Below are 23607 nucleotides of genomic sequence, written 5' to 3'. Positions count from 1 at the left end.
ACGCCCGGTCCCATTCCGAACCCGGAAGCTAAGGCCACCTGCGCCGATGGTACTGCACTCGACAGGGTGTGGGAGAGTAGGACACTGCCGGAACAGCATTGCGAAAGGCCCTCCAACTTCGGTTGGAGGGCCTTTTTGCGTTCTGCGATCAATCCGCCTGATCAGCCCGCGCCATCATGTCGGTGTATTCCTCGAGGTCGATCTCCTCGGCCGTGACGGTCTTGGTCCCGTTGTAGACGTCCCGGTCGATCTCGTCATCGGCATTGGCCACCAGCATCGCGACGAACGTATCGCCGTTCACATTCAGGAACGTGCGGAAGATGCCCGCGAACCAGTCGACGGCGATCAGCAGACCGACAGCCTCGAACGGCAGGTCGAGCGAGGTGGCGAGGAACATGGCCACGACCGGGAACCCGCCGGGAACGGTGATCGTGCCCATGTTCAGCAGAATCGCCAACCCGATGCCGAGCACGATCTGCCCGATACTCAGGTCGACGCCGCCCGCCTGCGCCAGGAACATCACGACGATCATGTAGTTGAGTACGGCCCCGTACGAGCCCATCGTCAACCCGATCGAGAGGGTGAAGTTCGCGATCTTCTGGCTGACGCCGACCTTCTCGACGGTGTTCTTCAGCACCGCCGGAAACGTCACCGCCGAGCTCGTCGTGGTGACCGCGATCGTCGTCTGCTCGGCGAGCTTCTCGGGCAGCTTCAGCGGATCCAGGCGGGTGCGCGCCGTCACCACCGCGACGAACAGTGCGAACAGCAGAACCACGCCCAGCAGCGTTGTACCCAGGTACTTCAGCGTGGTGGTGACCACCGCGAACCCCACGTCACCGGCGAGCGCGGCGAGCAGGCAGAAGACACCGATCGGCGCGAGTGTCATGACCAGCCGGATCATGGTGAGCACGATCTGCTGGACCTGGTCGATGAAGGTGAGCACCGAGGTGTCGCCGGTCTTGTTGATCTGCTTGCGCAGCGCTATGCCGAACAACAGCGAGAAGATGATGATCGGCACCATCGTCGCCGTCGACATCGCGTTGAACACGTTGGTGGACACGAAGTTCAGCAACGTCTCCTGCCACCCCAGCGCCTTGTCCGCGGACGCCTTCAACGAGGAATCCAGCTCCCCGGCGAACACCATCCCCGCCCCCGGCCGGATCACCACGCTCAGCCCCCACGCCAACACCGCCGCGACGAACGAGAACCCGAGCATCCACTTGAACGTCCGGAACGCCACCTTCCCGGTGCCGGCCCCCGCCATCGACCCGGTGGCCACGATCACCGACGCCATCACCAACGGCACGATCGACATCTGGATCAACCGAATGAAGATGTCCCCGATGAACTTCAGATTCGCGGCCCACTCACCGACTACGAGCCCGAACACGAGCCCCCCGACGGCTCCCACTCCGATCTGGAGCGCGGGATTGGACAGAGTTTTCATCGGATCCTCCTGACCTGCCACCGGCAGCGTGGATGCCGACCTACCCGCCGACACCGCTATCTCGCCAGTGTGTGCCGGGTGAGCTGCGCGGCGATGGCACAGGGGTTTCCGGTGCGTATCGTCGGCGGTATATCGATTCGCCCAGATCGTGAATCAGCCATCGGTGCAGTGAAACTGCGTTCAGCTTCCGGGAGGTCGTCGAGCTGGTATTTTTGCGCTATCGCTCGAGAGCACTTGGAGGGGGCCATGGAGCGTGGTTACGAGTTCGCTGTCGTCCTGCCCGGTCACGGCACCTATCGCGTCACGTTGCTCGAAGGTGTCGAGATCGACGATCAGGCGGGCGAGACTGTCGGTCGCTGGTCGGCATTCGACCTGCACGCGCGAGGTGACAGCGAGGGGGCTGTCTATCAGGAGCTACTCGGTGGGCTGCAGCAGCGGATCGCCGCTGGTCCCGGCTCACCTGAGTTCGAGGCGTTCGCGGTCTACGTTCGTGAGCGTGGTTCCCGACTGTCCGACGAGGAAATAGCCGCTCGGGAGCTGACACAGGTCCACGAGACGAGTGTGCGGTGGCGAATCACCGACGATGAGCAGTACGTCGTAAACCTCTGGCGCGACGCCGAATTGCGACGAGACGGCGACACCGTCACCGTGCGCGCGTTCGAGCTCGAGGCCAGCGGCGAACACCTCGGCCAGGCCTTGCAGACACTGAACGAAGCTGTCTCGCAGGCGGCCGGCAAGCACGACGCGCCAGGACCCCGCTTCGACGAATTCACGACCTGGGTCCGCGCCAACGGCGACCGCATCTCTGCGGAAGCTCTCGCACAAGAAGCGAAAGACCTGCGGGACTACCTCGCCGCCCGCGATCAACTGGCCCCCATCACCCCCGACGACATCGACGTGCAGAGTTCGACAGGAATCCCGCTGCTGGTCGACTTCTGGGCCGCCTGGTGCGGACCTTGCCGTCAAGTGACGCCCGTCCTGGCGAGCTTGGCCGAACAGTGGGCCGGGCGCGTCCTGGTCCGAAAGATCGACGTCGACCAGTTCGAGGGCATCTGGGAGAAGTTCGAGTTCCGCGGTATCCCGGCCATGCTGATGTTCAAGGACGGCGAGGAGATTCACCGCGTCATCGGCTTCGGCGGCAAGGAGAGCTTGATCGCCGAGTTCGAACCACACCTTGCCCCGGTCGATCGATAGTCAGGTGGCGACGCAACACGGATTCGGCAGGGGGGACATGAGAGCGCGCGAATTCGCTTGTGCAGCAGTCTTGTTCGTGGCAGCCACCCTGACAGGCTGTGCGGATACGTCGGTCGGCACCGCTGTCGCCGCCGACCGACCCGGCCTTCTCGACGACCTGCGATCACTCGCGGGAACGTGGATCGGCTCCTACCAGTGCGCCCAGGGCGCGACCGGCCTCACCCTTACCGTGCAACCGAAGACCAAGGCGGAGTTCGCATTCTACCCACTACCGGAGAATCCCACAGTCGCCTCGGGCACCTTCACGATGAACTGGCAAGCCGAATCGGACCGGATCGTCTTCCGCAAGTCTTCCTGGATCGACCGACCGGGCTCCTATGTCATGGTCGATCTCATCGCCGACCACACGGGGAGCACCACGACACTGACCGGCACGGTGGTCGGCGCCGGTTGCACGACATTCTGGCTGCAGCGGGACGTGACCTGACCGGCGATTGTGTGCTCGGGGTTCATGCGGAACGACGGACACGATGTGGGCACCCGATGTGACCTGATCGCGCATCTCAGCGATCCCGGCGGAAATCAGTTGGTTGGGCGTATTGTCCACCGATGATCAGGTCTCTGTTCGTCCGACTCCAGACAGTCGCCGGCGTCCTGCCGACGTGGAAGTTCATTCTGGCGGTCGGGTTCTTCTGCTTCGCGCTGTTCTGCGTTGTCGTCCTACCGTTCTCGGATATCGGCTTTCCCGCCGCGGTCACCTATTCCGGGTTGGCGCTCGTGCCGGTGCTGTACCTGGCCGGTGTCGAACGCAAGCACAACAGGAGGGCCGCAGGGGGCTTCGCGAAGCTCGGCTTCAACTGGATTCCGGTCGGGATCGTTGTGTCGGTCGTCCTCATCTTCGGCGGCGCGGCGCTGTCGGAGAGTTCGAAGCCAGGACGTGACCCGAGCGCAGCGATGCCCCAGCTCGTCGGAATGACATTGGCTGACGCGAAGGACGCCTTGAAGGGCCTCGAGCTGGAAGCCAGGACGCACGACGACACCGCTGACGATCGTCAGGTATTGGTCGCGAGCAACTGGACAGTGACCAGTCAGCACCCGCCTGCTGGAACAGTGCTCGGCGACCTCGCCGAAGTGGGTCTCGGCGTCGTGAAACACGGTGAAATGGCCGAGTCGGCCGCGCCGTCGGAAGGTCCCGCCCCCGTGTCCAGCTCGACGGCCGCCCCCGACCCGACTTCCACTGACCGGCGTGAACCCGAGCCGCACAACGCGTGCCTGCTGATCGACCCCGGCGCACTCGGATCGGCGCGGATGTCACCGACACTCCAGGCGCCCCTGCACAGTGCGGCCACCTCGGACAGCGAAGCGATCTTCGCCTGCGCCAACGACCTCGGTGAGGTCACGCTGGAAGTTACGGCACACGCGTCCGACAGTGCCGCGCGGACGGCCGCGGACTACGCCACCCGTTCGGAAATCCTCACCAGTCCCTTCACACCGTTTCCGAACGCGCTCCGGGTCCCGTTCGATCCCGACACCGCGGGCGCGAAGGTGATCGCCACACAAACCGGTGTTTCCCGGATCAGCTGGTCACTGGGCTCGTACTCCCTTCTCCTCGAGATCAATTCGGACCCTGTCGTGCAAGGACTCACACCGCGCCACCCGGTCGCCACACTCGACCGCCTCATCGACGACATCGTCGACCGATCACGTGTGGTGATCGCCAATGGATCGTGGTGACTGCGCCACACCAATATTCGGCTGGTGCGCTCGGCTTGTCGTGGGGCGAGAAGGGCGCGGACAGTGAGCGGCATCGAGGGGCAGCTGTTCGTCTGTGAGCACCCGACGGTCGTGGAAGCGGCCGCAGACGAACTCGGTACCCGGTGTCCGCCCCTGGTCTGCACCGATGGCGTTCCAGCCCTCGCCGCACTCGACCTCATCGCAGGAGTCGACGAGTCCAGGACCGCGGTTCGGGTTCGTGCCGATTTCGATCCGACAGGGTTCATGATCGTGTCAATGGTCAAATCGGCCGCCCCGTACGCCGAGGCATGGCGATTCGATACCTCCACCTACACAACATATTTCGGCATTGACGTCGAACCCGGAGCGAGCGCCGTCGAAGTCAGGAAGTCCTTCGGTAAAGACCTCCACGAAGAGGTTCTACTGCCGCTGCTGCTGGCTGACCTGTGTGATGCGGCCGATCAGCAATGATCAGCGGGGAATTTTGTCGACAACCGTGCCGTCGGCGTCGGCGGCGAGATAGCCACCGCCGTAGTCATCGCTGACGTAGACCAGCAGGGTCGGGCGCCCCTCGTTGAACGTCCAGGCCGGGTCGATGATCAGGTAGCGGGAGGTCGGTTGGGGTACGCCGAGATCACGTTCGGCGACGCGGAACAGTTCAGGGACGGCATCCCAGTTGAAGATGCTGAGCGCCACGGTGGGTTCGGACAGGTCGCCGCCGGGGCCGGTGCGGGTTGCCCGGCCGTCGCGGAAGGTGAACTCGTCGTAGACGCTCGGGCGGGTGGGCACGGGCGCGCCGGTGGAGATGAAGGTCGGATAGATCGTGGTTCTGGTGAATTCGGTGCCGCCTGCGGCTGATTCGAGTGCGGTGAGCGCGGCCCGCAGATTCTCGGGATCGTGCAGATTCGCATTCGGTGCCGCCGAAGGTCCCGAACCGGGGGTCGTGCCGAGTTGGATCGTTGGCACGATGGTCAGGGTGGGGGAGGTCCCGATCGCTGACGCCGCGCTGTCCGGGCGCTGAAGCAGTACCACGGTCAGTGTGATGACCGCGGCGATCGAACCCGCCGCGGCGAGGATGCCCCATCGGCGGGCGGGAGGTGCGTGTTTGCGGGGCATCGCCCCACCTGTCGAGGCAGGCAGGGGTGAGGCGGGTTGCCGCCACCCCGTCGCCGGTTGCGGCGAGAACGCATTCGCGGCAGATTCCGGCCAAGCCGTGGGATGGCTCGAGCCCGGCCAGGATGTAGCGAATGCCGGTGTCGGGGTGGGGAATTGGGGATCGAAATGTGTCGGTGGGGGTACGGCGAGCTGCGGTCCGGACTGAGTTGAGGGCGGCGCAGTGGGCTGTTGTCCCGAGGCAGGAGGATGCGCCGCGAAGTACGGCCCGAGCGCGGTCCGCCCGGCGGCCTCGGACAGCATGAAGTCGAGGTGTGCGGGGTCGGGTCGTCGGGCCGGATCCGTGACGAGCAACGCGCCCAACACACCCGACAGAGCACCGGCCCGTTGAGGCGCGGGCACGTGACCGCCGATCACGGCGGCCAGTGTCGCGACCGAGGACTCCCGGCGCATCGGCTGATGCCCCTCCACCGCGAAATACAGCACCAGCCCGAGCGACCAGAGATCCGACGCCGGATCGCCCTCGACTCCCTGAAGCCGTTCCGGTGCGACATAGTCCAGCGACCCGACCACACTGCCCGTGGAGGTGAGCGCGGTCATCCCGTGGATGGCGGCGATCCCGAAGTCGGTGAGGACCGGCGAGCCGTCGTCGCGCACGATCACATTGGCCGGCTTCACGTCGCGATGCAGCACGCCGACCGCGTGCGCGGCCCGCAGCGCTCCCAGAATTCCCCGTCCCAGCTCAGCGACCTGCGCCGGGGGCAACGACCCGGCCGCCAGCACGTCCGACAGCGCGCGGCCCCGCACCAGCTCCATCACGATCCACGGATGGTCGTACTGGTCGGAGTCGACGATATGGTGCACGGCAACCACATTCGGATGTGCGATCCGCGCCAAGGCCCGCGCCTCCCGCAACACCCGCTCGCGGTGAACGCCGGGGTCGGTGCCCGACTCGTCGAGGTCGCGAACTTCCTTGAGCGCCACCTCGCGATGCAACGCGACGTCATAGGCCCGCCACACGGTGCCCATCCCGCCCTTACCCAGCGGTTCGATCAATTCGAAACGCTGGTCGATCACTACTCGACCCGAACTCACCGGCTGAGTCTATGGGCCCGACGGCGCTCGCGTTGTCTCGCTATCGGTGGCTCATCCGCCGGCGACCGACGGAATGATCATCACCTCGGTGCCTGCGTCGACTGCTGTCTCGAGGCCGTCGAGTAGACGGCACTCGTCACCGTCGATATAGAAGTTCACGTACCGCCGCAGAACGCCACGCTCATCCCGGAGTCGACGTTCCAACCCGGGCGACCGTTCGCGCAACGCATCGAGCACCTGCCGCAGGGTCGCACCGTCGACGTCGAGCTCCTTGGCGCCGTCGACGTAGATGCGCAGCATCGAGGGCAGGCAGACACGAGCCATCGCGCTACCCGATGACCGCGGCGCGCACGCACAGCACGTCCGGCAGCTTGTCGGCCACGAGCTGCCAATGGTCGCCTTCGTCGGCGCTGCAATACACTTCGCCGTTGCGGGTGCCGAAGTAGATGCCGGTCGGGTCGGCGTCGTCGGCGTACATCGCATCGCGCATGACCGCGGCCCAGAACGGGACCTTCGGGAGTCCGTCGGTGAGTTGTGACCAGGTCTCGCCACCGTCCTCGCTGCGATACACCGCGCAGGTCGCGTCGGGCGGAAAGCGGAAGCGGTCCATGTCCGCTACCAGCGGGAACGTGTAGATCACGCCTGGCTTGCGCGGATGCGCGACGATTGGGAAGCCGAAGTTCGACGGCGGCAACCCACCGTCGATCGACTGCCAGGTCTCACCAGCGTCGGTACTTCGGAACACCCCACCGTGGTTCTGCAGATACATGGTGCTCGGCGATTCGGCATCAAGAGCGACTTTGTGCACGCACTGACCCCATTCCGGCAACTCACCAGGCATGAAATCCGCGGTGACACCCTTGTTCGTCGGCGTCCACGATTCCCCACCGTCCGCAGTCTGATACACCCCGCCCGTCGACATGGCCACCGCCATCCGCTGCGTGTCGACCGGATGCGGCAGCACAGTATGCAGCGCCAACCCGCCTCCGCCTGGCGCCCACTGCGGGCGATGCGGATGCTCCCACAGTCCCCTGACCAGCTCGAAAGTTCGCCCCCGATCTTCCGACCGGAACAGCGCCGACGGTTCGACGCCCGCATAGACCACATCCGGCTCCGCCTCGGTAGCCGGCGCGATCTGCCAAACCCCTTGTAGCGCAGCCTCGGTGTCGTCGGGAAACGCGAGCGGCGCATCATCCGGCTCGCTCCACGTCTGCCCGAGATCATCACTGACCACCAACGTCGGCCCGAAATGACTGTTCAACACCCCCGCGAGCACCCGCGGCGTCCCCCGCCGAGTTTCGATCGCCAACGCCTTCACATCAGCCACCGGAAAGTGCGGCGGCGACACCGTCCAACTCGCCCGCCCATCCCGACTACGAGCCAAGAACAAACCCTTACGAGTCCCGATCCCGAGCAGCACGTCCATCGCGAACCTCCGGTTGGTCCCCCCAACGCCGACCCGCGTGACACTACGCCGCAGCACCGACAGCCTCTGGGGGTCACTGTGAATTCGTTACCGAACCAGTGAACTCCTCGGCGGTGCGGGAGCATCTAGGTAAGTGTAAGAACCTGGGCGGGAACAGGTTCGACACAGAACGGTAGGTGGGACATGTCGAATCTCGATGAGCGAATGAGGTTGGCGGTCGAGTGGTTCGAGCGTTACCAGTTCTCTGATGGTGCGGGTGGAGCAGGCTGGGGCTGGGTCCACGATGTACCACCGAATCCCCAGAACACCGCGGAGGTCGTGTGCGCGCTGACCGCGGCGGGGATCCCTATTCCTCGGGCAGAGGAGGTGTTGCACCTGGTGCGTCGGCAGATGATCGTGCCGCCGACCGCGGGTGCGGGGGAGTTCACCGGGCCGATCGACATCGCGTGGCAACTGCGCGCAATGCATTGTCTAGGCGTGGCGAACGACGATCCTGACGTCCGAGAATGCATCAGAACGCTGATCCGGGAACAAGACAGCGAGTCGGGTGGGTACCGAATGTCGGGGCCGGTCGGCCCGGTGTCGTTGACCGCGACTTCCGCTGCGATGCACGCACTCGCGCCCTACGCGGCCGATGACGTGGAGGTGGCGCGGGCGACGCTGCGCGGCGTGACGTTCCTGGCGCTGACGATGCTGTCCGATGACGTGCGCGCCGAACCGCTGTACTCGGCCGCCCACATCGTCACGGTGCTGGCCCGTCCCGAGTACGCGTCGGTGGGTGGCAGGAGGGCGCGCCGCGCATCCGAGCTGGCGATCGAAAGGATGCTCGACGGCCTCGCTGAAGGCGCCAACTGTAATGGGGACGAACACTTTCTGCGCGGCGATGTCGCCCACATCTGGACGCACCTCGGACTGCACGCGGCCGTCGGCGCCGTGCTGGTCGCCGACGGCAGCTTGATCTTTCATCCGGCGGTCCGAGCGTCGTTGACCGCGTTGTTCGACCTGCAGGTGATGACCCAGCAGTTGCCGAGTCGTGGTGGTTTCCGGACGTCGCGCGAGGGGTTCATCACCGCGTACTCGACCGCGTTGGCTGTCGAGACGATGGTGCATGCTCGAACCGCTGTCACCGAAACTGTCAATCCCGGACGGGTTTTCGACCTGATCTGTCAGGTTGACGGTGCGCACCACAGCGATGGGCGGGTGGTGTCGGAATGGGGATCCCGTCGGCTGGTGATGAACAGCCACACAGGCTTCGCGATGTTCGTGTTGGCGTTGGCCGCCGGGCTGACGATCGTGGGGTTCGGAGCCTGGTTGAAGGCGGACTTGGGCGACGCGGCCTCGCTCCCCAAGCGCGCTGCCGCGGGTGGCTTGATCGTGTGGGGAACCTTCGTCCTCGCGTTCGGCACCCTTGCCTGGCTGACCAGTCGGTTCCCCAATTTCTCCTCGCGGGCTATTGCGGCGGGCGTCTTCGGCGGGTTCACTGCTGTTGTGCTGCCTATCGTGACCTACATTTTTTGACCGCTGTCCGGTCAACACTCACGCGATCGTCGCCGTGGATCATGCTCGCGGCGACTTTTGTCTGGGGCATGTCCAGCGCCGCGTTGGCTGCGCTCGACGGCGCCCTGGCTTCTTCCGCGCTGGTCGCTGCCGGCGGTGGGGTGACGCTGTTGCTCATCGCGAGTGCCCGGGGCCAAGGGCCGATCCGAACGTTGCGGGAATCGCCGGGCCTGTATATCCGGTTGGGCGCACTAGAGGCGGCCAATCTGTTGCTGTTTGTCGCGGCGTTGAAATGTGGGCCGCTGCCCGTGGTGGTGGCGCTGCACCTGATCGCGCCGTTGCTGTTGCTCGCCGCCGAAATCGTTCGCGGCCGCCGACAACCGACGTTGATCGTCGGCATCGAGTTCGTGCTCGTCGGTGCCGCGGTGGCAGTCGCCGTTCCGGGCAGCTCGGCCGAAATTGGAATGGGCAGAGCACTATTGGGCTGTGCTCTGGCAGTCGGTAGTGCTGTATGCGTCGCGCTGTTGGTGAGTCTCATCGCCCGCGAGTCGGCCCAACGACCGACAATCGCGTCGGCCGGCTGGCAGTTGGTGGTCGCCAGTGTGCTCGGCGGCGGGTTGATCCTGACCGATCCACCGGACGCTCGGACGGCCGGGTCACTCGTGCTGGTAGGGGCGCTGCTGCTCGGTCCGGGTTTCTGTCTCTACTGGTTGGGTCTGCGGGGCCTTGACGCCACGACCGCGAGCATCATCGGGCTCAACGAGGCAGTCTTCGCGGCGGTGGTGAGCGCGATTTTCACTCACACGCCGATCACGACAGGGGCGGTAATCGGCGGCGCGTTGGTGCTGAGTGCTGTTGTGCTGGACGACAAGTCGAGGCGGACTAGGGATTGACGGGCTCGCCGGGGTTGGCGGCTTCGACGAATGCGGCACACAATGTGGCGGATTTGTTGCCGTTCTCGTCGTCGACGCCGGTGTTCACATCCACTCCGTACGGCTGCACCAGCGTGATCGCTTTGTCGATATTGGTGTGTGCGAGCCCGCCGGCCAAGGTCACCTTTTTGCCCCGGGTCGCCTGCGTTTCGACAATCTTCTTGCTGATGTCCCAGTTGTGGGTTCGCCCGGTCCCACCGAGTCGGCGGGGTGTTCGCGAGTCCAACAGGATCACGTCACAGTAGTCGACGACATCCTCGACATCAGCGAAAACACTCTCATCGGTGACATGGACAGCTCGTAGAACTTCACGATTGTCCTTGCCCGCGTATACCTTTCGGAGATTGTCCCGGTCGACCAAGCCATGGACCTGGATTGCGTCGACTTCAACGAACGCCGCGAGCTTCAAGATCGCCTCAGCGTCCTCGAGATGAGTCACCAGTACTCGCGTGACAGCGCGGGTCGTCAGCAGCGCGACCTTTGCGGAGAGGTCCTTCGCTGCCGCCGGTGTGAGTGCGTCCTCGCTGAGGTGGGTGATGCCGCAGATGAACCCCACGGCATCAGGGCCGGCATCCACTGCGACCCTGAGGTCGCGTTCAGACCTGATACCACAGATCTTCACCTGGACGCGTTTTTCCATACGGCCGAGCCTAGTATCACCGCACTCCGTGGGTGCGACAGGGACGCGCAGGTCACAGCGGTCGCGGTCTTGCCGACGTACGGCAGGCATAAGTCTCCTTCGGGTACGAGCGTCTCGTAGCGACGGTATGTTGTTCGATATCTACGGGTGATGCGGGCGGGACGGACGGCGCAGGATGGGCAGCGAGAATCTCCTCGATGAAGGGTCATCGTATTGACGGGCGTGGATGTTCCAGTCTTGAACATCGCCGCGACCTCGACGGCCACCGAGTCGCTCGGACCGGGCTTTCGGGCAGTGGTCTGGGTTCAGGGATGTCCGTTGAACTGCCGTGGTTGTGTAGCCCCGGAATGGATTCCGATCCAGCCCCGGCGGCTGGTGCCGCCTGCTGAGCTGGCCGCAGACCTGTTGGCGGGCCCGGCATTCGACGGGCTGACCCTCAGTGGTGGTGAACCGATGCTGCAGGCCCAGGCATTGGCCGAGCTCGTACGTCGGATTCGAGCTGAGAACGAGATCACGGTCATCTGTTTCACGGGCTTCACCCTGGCCCGGCTGCGCGCCACGCCACCGGGGCCGGGCGTGGCCGAATTGCTATCTCAGATAGACATTTTGGTCGACGGTCCGTATGTGGCGGCACGTGATGACGGCCGAGGACTGCGCGGTAGCACGAACCAGGTCGTGCATCATCTGACCGACCGGCTTCGAGACTGTGGTTACGACTTCGAGCATCGAGTTCGGACGGCTGAACTGCATGTCGACGAGCGCTCGGTGACGTTGGTGGGGATTCCACCACACGGACTGTTGGCGACCCTGGATTCGGTGCTGGCCGACGGTCCGGTGGTGCGTGGCGATAGTTAGCAGAAGTGAATCACTTTGCCACGCAGTATAATTCGGTCAATCGACCGACTTTGTTTGTCGAGACAACGTGGCGTCGATCCGTATACTTGCCTACGCAGTTGGCGTCCAGCAGGGCGTCGATGATCGCACGGGGTGGGTCGACGATCGTGAACGGGGCTCTGCGGTGAGTGGTAGAAAACAGATCTATGTCGATGAAGCGGCATGGAATCGGTTGCAGGCCGACGCAGGCAAGCTCGCTCAGGTAAACCGCGACCTCCCTCGCTTGCTACAGCAGGTTCGTGATCAGACCGAGCGCAGTATCGCCAGTTCGGTCGCGACGATGAACGCCAGGCATGCGGGTTTCGAAGCGGCGCTGGCGAATCTGAGCGAGGGCGCGAGGCAGGCTGAGGCGCGAGCGGAGGAACGCCTTCACACGACGTCGCAGCAGATCATGGGTGAATTGCATGCCCAGCAGACTCGCCTGCGATCGGAGAGTGCCAAAGCCCTACAGGCGCAGCGCGAACAGATGGAGCGCGCGCTTGATGCCGAGCGCGCCGAGCGCATGTCCCAGTACGCGGATCTCGACGGCAGGGTCGGGCGACTGCAGGACGATCACGTCAGGGCTGCGGAGCTGGTGAAGGCGCATCTTTCGGATGCGGCGGTGCTGCGGACCGAGGTACTGAAGTTTCCGCATGAACGCTACTGCCCTGGCCGGTTGGCGGTGCTCGACAGCGAAACCGCTACGTTCCAGGCAGAGCTGCGTGCCGGCGCCCCCGCGGCGTTCTACTTGGACTCCGCGCGTCGGGCCAGCCGCGAGATGAGCTCGCTGCGAACGCAGCTGGTCGCGCTCGACGCACAGTGGCGAGCCTGCCGTTACGTGGCCGAACGCGGTCTCGTGCAGCTGCAACAGGTGATCGGCGCGAACAAGTCCATCGATGTGGGGGAGTCGTTCGGCGCCGTGGCGCCGGGCGAGGCTCCCGATGTCGATTTCTGGTCCGCAGGTGCGCTCGCCCAGCTCAGCGCCGAGGTAGACGCGCTGCTCGTCCGGGTGCGGGACAGCGACGACCCGCTCGGCACCGATGAGCTGGAATTGATTGTGTCGCAGAAGATCCCTGAGCTGGACGGACAGTTGGACGATACTGTCGCGCGTGCCGTGTCTGCTTTGCGCGGCTCCCAGTTGCGGGCGAATCTGGCAAGCCTGATCTCCCAGGCCCTCGAAGACCAATTCCAGTACCAGGTCATCGACGATTCGAGCGTGGGTTACGTCGCGGGCGACCAGCGCGGGACGTTCATGGCCAAGACGGTCAACGGCGTCGGTTCCAGCGAGATCGTCATCGAGATCGCCCCGGGCCCGCTGCCTGATTCGGCGCCGACGGTGGAATTGCACACCTTCGATGGTGACCTGGCGGTGGAGGAGCATCGAGCCCGCATCGAATTGATCAACAGCAGCGTGAACGACATGACGGGCATCGACATGCACTCGGAAACCATCGCGGCTGAACCGAATTCGGGCAGGCGAGACGTCGCGGAGCTGGTGAAGCGTCAGCGACGCGCCGAAGCAGGACCGGCCTGAGTCGCCGGCGCGTGTCCACGAGCAAGCGAGCTTCCGCGGCAGACAGGAACGGGCAGGGCCTTCCTACGCCCATGGCTGTGTCCGAACGCATGACCGGTGCACAACGACCGCTACCGGGCGAACCGTTCTGGATCGTGCACGGTCCCGGTGTCGATGACTTTGTCGTCGGCGCCGACCTGTGCCCGCGTCAGATCGAGGAAATGCTGTGGGAAATCCTGTCGGCCGCCGGGTTCGAACAAATCGTCTTCAGCGACTTTCGCAAAACCGTCTATTTTCGAGATGCGGTGTCACGGGCGCTCACACGCAAGGAGCCGATCGAGACCGCGATGCCGAGACCGCGGGCGACCAGCGGATTCGCGGGACCCCTCGGTAACACGATGTTGTTGGAGCGCCCGGCCACGACCCCACAGCGGCCGACCGGCTCCGCCCGGCAGCGAACTGTCGCCGACGACGCTCACCAACTGATGATGTTGGACGGGCTGATGAAGGAATCGACACCGCGCACCGCAGTGGTGATCCCAGGTGCGGGGACCTGGCTGCCGAATATCGCGCCGAATACGCAGCGGGCGGCAGCGGAGACATTTCGTCGCTGGAGCAGTGCGAACCATCCCGCGCACGGAAATGTCTGTGTCCTGTTGTTCGCCCAAAGTGACTTCACCACGATCGTCGACATGGTCCGTCGCACCGGATACCTGGACCAGTTGGCACATCGGTTCGAAGAGTCGTACGCGCACCGCCGAGCGTCGGTGATCAGCACCATCGGATTCGCGGACGAGCGCGAACTGGGGCGTCTTGTCCAGTATCTGAGATTGACCGCGGGCCTGGAGATCGCGGATTGGACCACTCTCGGACAGACCCTGCGGGTGATGGCCGCCCAGCGCCACACCGTTCGAACCTGGCAGGTGAAGCTGAGTCAATTGGCGCAGGAGGGGACCGAATTGACCAGCGAGGCACTCGATGTGGACGCGAGTCGAGTTCCGGCTGCGCGCGATATCTGGCAGACCCTCGACGGCATGGTGGGAATGCGTTCGGTCAAGAACTACTTGGAGGGGCATCGCGCAGCCCTCGACAGCGGAGTCGTCCTCAGAGACGCGGGTCGCGGTGACGGTGATGAACCCATGGTGCTGCACCTGGTCTTCAGCGGGGGACCAGGCACCGGAAAGACAGTGGTCGCCCGCTTGATCGGTGAGTTGTATCGCGACATGGGACTGCTCAGTCGCGGCCATATCGTGGAAGTCGCTGTCGAGGAATTGGTTTCGCCCTACATCAACGACTCGGCTGAGCGTACGGGGGCCGCAGTGCGCAGAGCTCTCGGCGGAGTGCTGTTCATCGATGAGGCATATCAGCTGCGCGGCGAGCACGGCACCCAGGCCATCGACCGGTTGGTCGCCGAGTTGGAGAACCATCGCGACGACCTGGCCGTGATCATCGCGGGATACCCGGACCGCATGACCGAGCTCCTCGCGACCAATCTCGGCCTGGCCAGCCGGTTCCCGGACGACAACCGCATCGCTTTCCCCGACTTCGCGCCCGAGGAATTGCACACGATTCTCCTACAGCGGTTGGAGACCGGGATCGGTCTGACCTGTACACCGGAATTGGTCGACGCGCTGGAGACCCTGACCTTCAACCTCCACCGCACACGGAGCGAGTCCTTCGGCAACGCCCGCGATATGCGTGAACTCGCCGCGTCGATCCGCCGAAACTGGGCGCAACGAAACAATCCGATCGATCCAGCGGACATCCCACCGGCCACGATCGAGGACATCCCCGCCGACAAGCACCGGTACCTGGCCGCAGCCGCTCCGCTCGAGCAGGTGCTCGCTGAATTGACGCCGATGATCGGGTTGGCGAGCGTCAAAACCGCCCTCCGAGAACTGGCTTCGGTGCTGCAGTTGCGTCGGGACCAACCGCATCGCACATCGCCTGTCATTGCGCCACACATGCTGTTCCTCGGGTCACCTGGCACCGGCAAGACGACGGTGGCCACCCTGGTCGGCCGGGCTCTGGTCGCGCTCGGGTTGCTGGTCAAGGGCGATGTGGTGTCGGTGACCGCGACCGATCTGATCGCCGGGTATGTCGGACAGACCGGGACGAAAACCCGCGAAGTCATCGAGTCGGCACTGGACGGAGTGCTGTTCATCGATGAGGCGTACGCACTCGTCGGGCATGGTTCGAATGATTTCGGCCGACAGTCGGTGGCCGAATTGATCAAATGGATGGAGGCCTACCGTGGCAGGCTGGTCGTGATCGCCGCGGGCTATCAAGGGCCGATGGAGGAGTTCCTCAGCACGAATCCCGGATTGCGCTCACGGTTCAGCGAGCGTCTCGAGTTCGCTGACTACTCGCGCTCGGAGCTGGAACAGATCTTCGAATCGATCGTGCGCGACGAGGGCTACGACATCGCCGACGGTGTGCTGTCGCGGGCGGGCGACTGGCTCGAAGTTCGTCGCATCACCGAAGGGGCGCATTTCGGCAATGGTCGAACGGTGCGGAATCTGTTCGACAAGGTCGAACGCCGAGTGGCGAGTCGGGTCGCGGCATTGCCGACCGAACAGCGTGCCGCGCACAGCACCTTGATCCTGCCCGTCGACCTCGCGGAACTGCGGTAGCGGTGACGAATACGATGAAGTCCGCGATGGCGGCTTGTCCGGTGTGTCAGGTGCCGGTCGCGGAAAGTCCTACCTGTCAGGAGTGTGGCTGGCTGCTCTCGGCAGGCCCGTGGTTGGGCGGTATCACCGAGGATCGACGACGTCGGTTCGACGACGATCTGGCAACGGCCGCTCGCCGTTTCGATCTGGCTGCCGCCGCACGTGCGGCCGGGTTCCCGATCGACGGTAACGACGTGTTGCTGGCCGAGCTGGCCGGCTTCGTCCGTGGTGGTACGCCGACGAGCGACGAAATGTATGCCGCGCGAACACGTCCGAGGCCCGCTGCGACGACGCCGATCTGGGATGTCCTCGCCTCCGCGCTCGAATGGCTCGCCGAGACACCGAGCCATTCGCGCACCCTCACCGTGGTCGACGTGTCTGCCGCCGGTATTCACGTTGTCGCAGTGCGGACCGACCGAGTCGGCGCGCTCGTCCGCGCGGAGCCATCGCGCCAGATCCCCTGGGCCACCTTCTTTCCGACGCTTCCGTCATCGTCTGCTGAGGCCTTGTTCCTGTTGGCCGGCGGTATCGGCAGCGGGCCGATCTCGTTGGACCTCGATCGCGGCGCGGCGCGTCGGTTGCTGCCGCAGGCGAGCGGTAGCGCGACACGAGTTGTGGTGCTGCAACACCTGTTCGAGTGGCCGGCCGTGGACGTCGTGACCGCACTGCTGCCGACCGCCTACCTGGTTCACGGCCATCCGATCGGCGATGATTTCCTCCGTCGAGCATCGGCGCATGTGCCACTGCCGATCGCCTATCGACTGTTTCTCGTTGAGGTCGATGGTGCGGGCGACACGGGCTATTTCCTGCGTCGAGTGTTTTCCGCGGGGGCGGTTGCCGCGACGGCACGTCCGGTCACGCAGTCGTTCAGCATTCCTGTCGGTGCGAGCGACGTGGTCGTCGCCGTTGTCACCGACGAACTCGAAGCACCGCTCGGGCAACCCGGATTGATCAGTATCAGTCGCTGCAGATTCCAGCGGACCACCGAGTTGACAGTCGAGTTCACGCTCGAGGGGCCTGGTGTTGTAACGCTGAACGTCCCTCCGACGGTGAGCCGGGAAGACGTTGCGGCGAGCGAGTGGCCGGCGTTGCTCGCGGCGATTCCGGCGAAGTATCAACCGTCGACGGTATCGGCCGACATCGCGTTCGCGGTCGAATTGGCGGGTAGTGAATCGACCGTCGATCGCCGCTGTGCGCTGATCGAGGAGGTTATCGCGGAAACCGTGGAACGGCACCCGAATCCGGCGGGGGTCAGGGTCGCGGTGATCGGCTATTCGGAGCATCGAAGTCGCCGACCGGAGAAGGTCGTTCATCGGCGAGGTTTTACCGCACTGCACGATGCGGCGGACATCGCGAAGGGGCTGCCGAGGTCGAAGGTGATCGAGCCGGATGTCGCGCCGTTGGAGGATGCGTTGGCGTCGGCAACCAAGCTCGAGTGGGCGCCGAACACCGATCGAGCGTTGCTCGTCATCGGGAGTCGGGCGCCCTACGTCGACCCGCTGGGCCGCTGTCCGAACGGCCTCGAGTGGGACGACTGTTTCAGGGCGTTGGGGAAAACCGCCGTGCGGGTGCACGCCGTGTGGGACCCACCCGGTTCGCTCGCGCTCAACAGTCGATTCGGAATCATGGTCGAACGGGTGTGGAAGAAGCTCGGTCGACCGCGGGGGCCCCGCAGGCTCGACGCGGTGACGGGGCGCGACATCGTCGGCGACTTCTTCCCACGAATCTCTGAAAATGTTGTCCCACTGAACTTTCCGATCAAGGCTACGTAGAAGATGCAGGAGATCGACCGATGACAGGTCCCGACCCGTATACGCCGCCGCCGCCTTCACAGATGCGACTCGGTCTCTGGGGTCCGCCCGGTAGCGGCAAGACGACCTATCTGGCCGCGCTGAAGCTGGCCGCGTTGCGGAGCACGCTGCCTGGAAACTGGACGATGAACGGTGCTGACCCGGCGGCGATCGAGTTCATCACCGAGTCGATGAAGCAGCTGGCAGAGCTGAAGTCCTTCCCAGCGGCGACCGAACGGCACCGCAGCATGATGTTCAAGTTCACCGGTGAGCGGTCGGTCGCCGCGCCGCCACCGCAGAAACTGGGGTGGCGGTTTCGGGGTGGTCCACCGCAAGCTCCAGCCCCGTCGATCGAGCGCGATCAGTTCTACCTCGATGTTCTCGACGTACCCGGAGCCGACTACGAGCACGAATCACGGACCGACCGGCTCGACAGCGACTTGCTCGACCTGGAGTTCCCCGACGACGAACCGACGAACTCGACCGACGTCGCCGATGATTTCGACGGGCCGGGCGGAAACCGGGAGAAGTTGCTCGATCATCTCCAGCAATGTCAGGGCATCGTCTACCTCTTCGACCCCGATCGCGATGCACGACAGGGTGATTCGTTCTCCTACTTCCACCCGGTGCTCGAGCAGTTGACAGCGAGGGTGATGGAGAGCACCCACACCGGATCGCGACTGCCCCATCGGATCGCGGTCTGCGTCACCAAGTTCGACAACCCGACCGTGTACAAGGCGGCCTACGTCGGTGGGTATGCCGCCCGCGACGCGAACCCGCCGTTCGCACCGGTAATTCGCAATGGTCAAGCGCGGGAATTCTTTCATCGGCTGTGCCGCAGCGACCAGACCAACTCCGACCTCATCTACGAAGGACTGACGCAGTACTTCCACCCGGAGAACATCGAGTTCTTCGTGACATCGGCGGTCGGGTTCCATTCCCCCGATGGTTTGTTCCGCGCGCAGGACCCCTTCAACGTGCAACGTGACCCGGTTGAAGGGGGTGTGCGAATCAGGGGCAAGATTCATCCGATCAACGTCCTGGAGCCGCTGCTCTGGCTGCATGAGGGTTTGCGAGCCCCGCGATGACGACGATCCTGTCTGCGGGCTGGGCGGTGGTGAGTAAGCAGCCGGGTGCGCACAGCGACTATGCGATTCTCGAGTCGAGTCGCGGACCGTGTCCGCCTGCCCATGTGAAGCAGCACGTCCTGGCACGCAGCCCTGGCAACTCCCCGCTGGCAGGCGAAGGCGGGGCCGCAGGGCTGCCCTGGGTGTGGTTCATGCCGGTGAAGGGCGACGACGGCGGCCGATACCTCGGGGCGGTGATCCGGACGTGGACCCAAGAGGTGGATGCGACCAACCGGCCCATAGCGACCAACCGTTTCGTCTGTGTTCCGGTCGAGGAGATGCTCGCCGGCGGCTGCGGGTTGGCCGACTTGTACAACGCAGTTCGTGAAGCGTCACTACCGACCGACGCCGCTGACCCGTGTGCGAGCAGTCGACTCGAACTCCGAGTGCGACCATCGCACGCAACCAGCCCCGATTACGAGCCGGCGGCCCTGCTCGCCGCAGCTGCCGCAGTTCTCGACGGTCCGGTGAAGTTGCGCGGCGGCCCATCGGACCTGCTCGCGAGACTGGCGGTGTTGGACTCCGTCGCACAGTTGTTGCCCGCGGGGGCCCGGGTCTGGCTGTCGGCTGCGGCGTGGTCGGACGCCACTGCCGACCCCACGCCGCGGCTGGCGTTCGCCAAGGGCGGCAGGTCCGGCGACGCAGTGATCGACCTGCGCACCGGCACGCTGGAGGGGCGTGCGTTGAGTGAAACCGCGTCGGACTATCGCAGGATTCTGATCGGCTTGCGCGACTCGCGTGGTGCCGACGCGGTGGCACTGCATCTGAGCAAGCAGACAGCGGCCAGAGAACGATCCGCGAACGCCGCGCTGGTCGCGTTGAACGACATGGATCTCAAGCGCATTGTGCTCGACAGTTCGCGAGCGGGCACCGTGCGCGTCACCGACATCCGCAGGTTCGGTTCCGTCGGCTTGAACGAATACAACCATGACGAACTGGCGGCCGTGGTCGGCGCTTACGCGCGCATCGCGACGCTTGCTGATCTGGCCGCCGATACGCCGATGCTCGGCGAAGTGTGGACCTTCGCCGCGGACGAGATCGTCGCGGCGATGACGCGGGGGTTGCGCGCAATGCCGACCGCCGAGTCGGTTCGGCAGCTGGCAGCCCTGGCTATGCACTGCGAATGCCCGCGACTACTCGGCGACGCTCTTTCGGCGACCGAGAGAACTGATTCCGTTGTGTTCACCCACGCCGACGTGGTGACCGAGATTGTCGAATTGTCCGGCGAACCGGCGTGGACGCCGGCACTCGCGCCGTTCATCGCCGAGTCGACCTTGCCTGCGATCGAGGTCGCGCGGTCGGTGTTCGTCGTTGCCGGCGGTCATGCCTCCGCTCTGTCGACGCAGCTGGATTCACTCGCGGCGGCGGAATCTGTCTGGATCCGCGTCAGCAACGCCCTGCGTCGAATGTTGTTCGGCGAGGAGGCGACGCCTGCCGACGTCGACACGTTGTGGCACTATCGCCGAGACCTGGTCGGTGAGGTCCTCGACATCGTGAGTCGAACATATCCGGCGCGACTGCCGCGAGTATTGGACATGGTCTTGCCTGCGCTGCGCCGGGGCGCGACGGCAGAGCTGCCGTCGAAACTGTTTGCGGTGCTGCGGGATCTGGAGATCTCGGACCCGGGACAACAAGCTGCGGTGGACTTCGTCGTCTATCTGCAAGGTCAATCACCACCGCGTGCGCTGTCCACGGGCAAGGACTACCGGCACGCGTTGGTCGACCTCTCCGATCGCGCCCAGATGACAGAGAACCAGCGGGAGAATTTCCTCTACTGGGTGACCGCCCGGCTCGATCCCGGGTGGACCGTCGCGGGCCCGGCGCCGGTGCTGGAGACGCTGTGGATGCTCACTCATCCGGCGGGGGCGCCGACGCCGGTGGGCGTCGACCGCGTCGCACGGGCCATCGTCGACGATATCCATCGCAATGGCTACCACGTGCTCGCAGACCCCGCGATCAAACCATGGTCCGACATTCTGGAGCAGGACAAAGAGATCGGCGGCCAGGTACTGATGCAGAAGATACGGGCGAAGAACTCGGTGACAGAGTCAGCGCGAGCGCTCGCGGAACTCGCCCGCCGGGGAACGCGTATCCAAGAGTTGATGTCGAGTGTGCGGACCTCGGGCTGGTTTCAACAGCCGCCTGCGGTGATACTCGACTTGGCGACCCAGGTGACCGCGGAATTGGCGGGCCGGGTGGATGATCCGCACTCCGTGGGAGCGGCGCTCATCGGCGAATGGATCGGTCCGAATGGCCGACCGGTGGACCGCGACAGCATGGCGGAAATGGTGGTCAGGGCACAGGCGCAACTGGAGCTGGCCAAGCAGGTGGCGAAGCTGATCGAACCGCATACGAAAGGCCCGTCCTGGTTCTCTCGGGGCTCCGGCGCGATTTTCTCGATACGGAGCGACAAGGACGAGCGTGGCCGACGCTGAACTCGTCGCGCCGGTCGGCGTCGATATCGGAACGGTGCGCACGAAAGTCGCGGTCGGCAACAGCATGGCTCGGGATGTTCCGACGCCGCCGGCGCTGTGGCACAACGATCGCATCGACGGCTCTGCGCTACGCGCTCTTGTCACTGCGGCTCGATCAGCGGTGGCACACCGATCCGGGCGATCCGAGCTCGTAGTCGCGGTGCCGGACCAGTGGATGGTCGGTCCGGACGCGGAGCCGCTCGCCGCTGTCGAAGCCTCGCCGCAGGCCGAGCGGTTGGTCGCTGCTCTCCGGACTGAATTCGATGTGGTGCAGCCGGTCTCGCGATCTGCTTGTCTCGCCGCGTTCGTCGAGGACTTCGCCGATGGTGTCGGGTTGGTGTGCGATGTCGGGGCACGAACGGTCGCCGCTGCCGCTTTTGTTCGTGACGGCGACACTGTTCGGGTATTCGACGTCGAGTCGACGGTGATCGGCGATGTCGAGCCGACGGCCTTGATGCTGACCGTGCCGAGTAGTCGACAAGTCACCGCGCTCCATGCCGAGCGGGTCGAAAGACATTGGCGTGCAACGCGAGTGCTCGCTCGAGCTGTCGCGTCGCCGGCCTATCGGAGCACCCCGATCTATCTGGCGGGTGCGCACGGCGGTTCCATCGATGCGGCAACGGTCGCCGCCGCTTTACAGCCGGTCGCGGCGGCGGCGGCCGACGTGGTTGCTCGTCTGCTCGACCGGATTTCGGTACCGCGATCGGTCGAGTTGATCTTGACCGGTGGAAACGCTCTCGGCCCGGTCGTTGCCGCGGTGCGCTCGGTGGTTGCCGATGTCCGGCAGGTGGTTCCGGGGGCGGTCGCACTCGGTGCCGCGCGGATCGCGTCGGGTGCCGTGCGCGTCATCGGCGCGTACCCACACGCGGTCGGCGTGGTGACCCATCGTGTCACCCACGGATTGCTCGAACAGCTGGTTCTCACCGCGCCGGTTTCCGAGCGAACCGCGATCGCCTTGGAATGCATCGAGGCATATGAGGTGTCGTCTGTGGTTCGGGTGCGACCCGGGCAACAGGGGCCGTGGCTCGAATCCGCGACCGAGACCCCGATCTCGGTGGCGCCCGGCCGTTATGCGGTGTTCGTCGAGACGCGCTGTTCACCGTATGGCGCATTACGATTGCGCGACAACGATTCTGGAGACGTGATGACCGTGCTGGTCGACCCGACGCGAAGGCTGCAACCACGATGACCGACTACGCAGCCTTGCGGGCGTTGGGGGAGGCGATCGCGGGGTCAGTGGCAACGGTGGCCGCCGCAGCCGTTCCCTCGATGCCGGGAAGTGACCCATCGACACTCGAACTCTTGATCGCGCTCGACGACGCGCTGTCGCGAGTGGACGAACTCGTCGCGCAGGTCCCGGTAGTGGTCGATGCGGCATTGGCGGGCCCCGCGGTGGCACGCACGCTCGACCGGAAGTCCGCGGCGCTGGCGGTGGCTGCCGAACAGGTTGCCTGCGCTCGGCGAACATACGACAACCTGCGCGCGACCGAGGAGGAGTTGGTGGCGCTGGGTGCCGAGCACGAGCAGATCACCCGCAGGCTCGCCGAGCTGGACCGATTGCGTGCGTTGTCGGCCGAGCTGCCCGCGCTACGCGAACAGCAGCGAGAACTGCTCGGCAGGAACGCGGCGTTGATCGCCGCCACCGAGCAGGCGGAACAGGCGATGTTCGAGGCCGCCGAGAGTGTCGTGGTGCTCAGCACACAGTGCCAAGAGCTGCTCGCCGAAAAGACCTGTGCGGCAGTCGATGAGCTGCGCGTGCTCGAGGCACGGTGGTCGGATCTGAATCGCGACTACCTCGAAGCGGAGAAGAAGGTCGACGTCCTGCGTGACGAACACCGGGTGCGCACCGCCGCCTTGGCCGCGCACTGCGAAGTCGACCAGGATCTGCTCGCCCGACTCTCGCGCGTCGCACTGTCCGGTAGCGCCGATAGCGGCGTGCTGTCCGGGGTCGGCGAGACATTGGCCGACGCGCAGTCTCTCCTCGAGTCCGTCGACCAGGGTCTGGGCCGGGCTCTGGTCCGCTACGACGAGATCCGCACCAGTGCTCGAGCCGAGTTGGCATGGTAAACAATAACTTTCA

The 23607-nt window shown here is 65.0% G+C and carries 19 protein-coding genes and 1 rRNA gene; 15 read left to right on the top strand and 5 right to left on the bottom strand.

The features are described from left to right. Positions 1 to 93, top strand: a 5S ribosomal RNA gene (gene rrf / locus ACFW6D_RS29435); the annotation flags it as partial. A 55-nt stretch (positions 94 to 148) separates the two neighbouring features. Here rrf and ACFW6D_RS29430 read toward each other — a convergent pair. Continuing rightward, positions 149 to 1447 carry a dicarboxylate/amino acid:cation symporter gene (locus ACFW6D_RS29430; protein ID WP_379333470.1) on the bottom strand — a complete coding sequence of 433 codons (1299 nt, stop codon included), beginning with the start codon at positions 1445 to 1447 and terminating at the stop codon, positions 149 to 151. A 246-nt stretch (positions 1448 to 1693) separates the two neighbouring features. Between ACFW6D_RS29430 and ACFW6D_RS29425 the strand changes: the two genes are divergently transcribed. From ACFW6D_RS29425 to ACFW6D_RS29410, 4 genes are all read left to right on the top strand, one after another. Further along, on the top strand, positions 1694 to 2641 hold the full coding sequence (locus tag ACFW6D_RS29425; RefSeq protein WP_379333468.1) for a thioredoxin family protein: 948 nt from the start codon (positions 1694 to 1696) through the stop codon (positions 2639 to 2641). A gap of 76 nt (positions 2642 to 2717) precedes the next feature. Continuing rightward, on the top strand, positions 2718 to 3128 hold the full coding sequence (locus ACFW6D_RS29420) for a hypothetical protein (RefSeq protein ID WP_379333466.1): 411 nt from the start codon (positions 2718 to 2720) through the stop codon (positions 3126 to 3128). A gap of 122 nt (positions 3129 to 3250) precedes the next feature. Then, positions 3251 to 4375 carry a PASTA domain-containing protein gene (locus ACFW6D_RS29415; RefSeq protein ID WP_379333465.1) on the top strand — a complete coding sequence of 375 codons (1125 nt, stop codon included), beginning with the start codon at positions 3251 to 3253 and terminating at the stop codon, positions 4373 to 4375. A gap of 63 nt (positions 4376 to 4438) precedes the next feature. Then, positions 4439 to 4846, top strand: a complete 408-nt coding sequence (locus ACFW6D_RS29410) for a DUF2399 domain-containing protein (protein ID WP_379333463.1) — start codon at positions 4439 to 4441, stop codon at positions 4844 to 4846. Here ACFW6D_RS29410 and ACFW6D_RS29405 read toward each other — a convergent pair whose 3' ends face one another. The 3 genes from ACFW6D_RS29405 to ACFW6D_RS29395 are packed head-to-tail and all read right to left on the bottom strand — an operon-like array spanning position 4847 to position 8009. Continuing rightward, positions 4847 to 6583: a protein kinase gene (locus ACFW6D_RS29405; protein WP_379333461.1), complete on the bottom strand. Its 1737-nt coding sequence runs from the start codon at positions 6581 to 6583 to the stop codon at positions 4847 to 4849. A 51-nt stretch (positions 6584 to 6634) separates the two neighbouring features. Then, entirely contained in the window at positions 6635 to 6907 is a 273-nt protein-coding gene (locus ACFW6D_RS29400) for a MoaD/ThiS family protein (RefSeq protein ID WP_379239467.1), read from the bottom strand. A gap of 4 nt (positions 6908 to 6911) precedes the next feature. Then, a complete protein-coding gene (locus ACFW6D_RS29395; RefSeq protein WP_379333459.1) occupies positions 6912 to 8009 on the bottom strand; it encodes a WD40/YVTN/BNR-like repeat-containing protein in 1098 nt (365 codons plus the stop codon). A 183-nt stretch (positions 8010 to 8192) separates the two neighbouring features. Between ACFW6D_RS29395 and ACFW6D_RS29390 the strand changes: the two genes are divergently transcribed. Beyond that, positions 8193 to 9527 carry a hypothetical protein gene (locus ACFW6D_RS29390; RefSeq protein ID WP_379333457.1) on the top strand — a complete coding sequence of 445 codons (1335 nt, stop codon included), beginning with the start codon at positions 8193 to 8195 and terminating at the stop codon, positions 9525 to 9527. Positions 9528 to 9595: 68 nt separating this feature from the next. After that, entirely contained in the window at positions 9596 to 10399 is an 804-nt protein-coding gene (locus tag ACFW6D_RS29385) for an EamA family transporter (protein WP_379333455.1), read from the top strand. Here ACFW6D_RS29385 and ACFW6D_RS29380 read toward each other — a convergent pair. After that, positions 10389 to 11168 carry a phosphoribosylanthranilate isomerase gene (locus ACFW6D_RS29380; protein ID WP_379333453.1) on the bottom strand — a complete coding sequence of 260 codons (780 nt, stop codon included), beginning with the start codon at positions 11166 to 11168 and terminating at the stop codon, positions 10389 to 10391. The genes ACFW6D_RS29385 and ACFW6D_RS29380 overlap by 11 nt on opposite strands. Before the next feature lie 132 nt (positions 11169 to 11300). On the opposite strand from ACFW6D_RS29380, the gene ACFW6D_RS29375 reads away from it, so the two are divergent. The 8 genes from ACFW6D_RS29375 to ACFW6D_RS29340 all read left to right on the top strand — a co-directional run bounded on the left by ACFW6D_RS29375 (position 11301) and on the right by ACFW6D_RS29340 (position 23594). After that, positions 11301 to 11933 (top strand): 4Fe-4S single cluster domain-containing protein, encoded by a 633-nt coding sequence (locus ACFW6D_RS29375; RefSeq protein WP_379333451.1) that lies wholly within the window; start codon positions 11301 to 11303, stop codon positions 11931 to 11933. Positions 11934 to 12252: 319 nt separating this feature from the next. Then, positions 12253 to 13485 (top strand): hypothetical protein, encoded by a 1233-nt coding sequence (locus ACFW6D_RS29370; protein WP_379333449.1) that lies wholly within the window; start codon positions 12253 to 12255, stop codon positions 13483 to 13485. A gap of 71 nt (positions 13486 to 13556) precedes the next feature. Continuing rightward, positions 13557 to 16097 carry an AAA family ATPase gene (locus ACFW6D_RS29365; RefSeq protein ID WP_379333447.1) on the top strand — a complete coding sequence of 847 codons (2541 nt, stop codon included), beginning with the start codon at positions 13557 to 13559 and terminating at the stop codon, positions 16095 to 16097. A gap of 2 nt (positions 16098 to 16099) precedes the next feature. Continuing rightward, positions 16100 to 17908 carry a hypothetical protein gene (locus ACFW6D_RS29360; protein ID WP_379333445.1) on the top strand — a complete coding sequence of 603 codons (1809 nt, stop codon included), beginning with the start codon at positions 16100 to 16102 and terminating at the stop codon, positions 17906 to 17908. A 20-nt stretch (positions 17909 to 17928) separates the two neighbouring features. Then, a complete protein-coding gene (locus tag ACFW6D_RS29355; RefSeq protein ID WP_379333443.1) occupies positions 17929 to 19014 on the top strand; it encodes a hypothetical protein in 1086 nt (361 codons plus the stop codon). Continuing rightward, on the top strand, positions 19011 to 21488 hold the full coding sequence (locus ACFW6D_RS29350; RefSeq protein ID WP_379333441.1) for a hypothetical protein: 2478 nt from the start codon (positions 19011 to 19013) through the stop codon (positions 21486 to 21488). Before ACFW6D_RS29355 ends, ACFW6D_RS29350 begins: the two co-directional genes overlap by 4 nt. Then, a complete protein-coding gene (locus ACFW6D_RS29345; RefSeq protein ID WP_379333439.1) occupies positions 21475 to 22716 on the top strand; it encodes a hypothetical protein in 1242 nt (413 codons plus the stop codon). The genes ACFW6D_RS29350 and ACFW6D_RS29345 overlap by 14 nt, the downstream gene beginning before the upstream one ends. Then, complete coding sequence (locus ACFW6D_RS29340) at positions 22713 to 23594, top strand: hypothetical protein (RefSeq protein ID WP_379333437.1); 882 nt, start codon at positions 22713 to 22715, stop codon at positions 23592 to 23594. The genes ACFW6D_RS29345 and ACFW6D_RS29340 overlap by 4 nt, the downstream gene beginning before the upstream one ends. The last annotated feature ends 13 nt before the right edge of the window (positions 23595 to 23607 follow it).

The organism is Nocardia sp. NPDC058705 (genome assembly GCF_042749305.1).
Classification (GTDB): domain Bacteria; phylum Actinomycetota; class Actinomycetes; order Mycobacteriales; family Mycobacteriaceae; genus Nocardia.
Note: the sequence above shows the minus strand (reverse complement) of the source record. Positions and strands in the feature narration are given on the sequence as shown.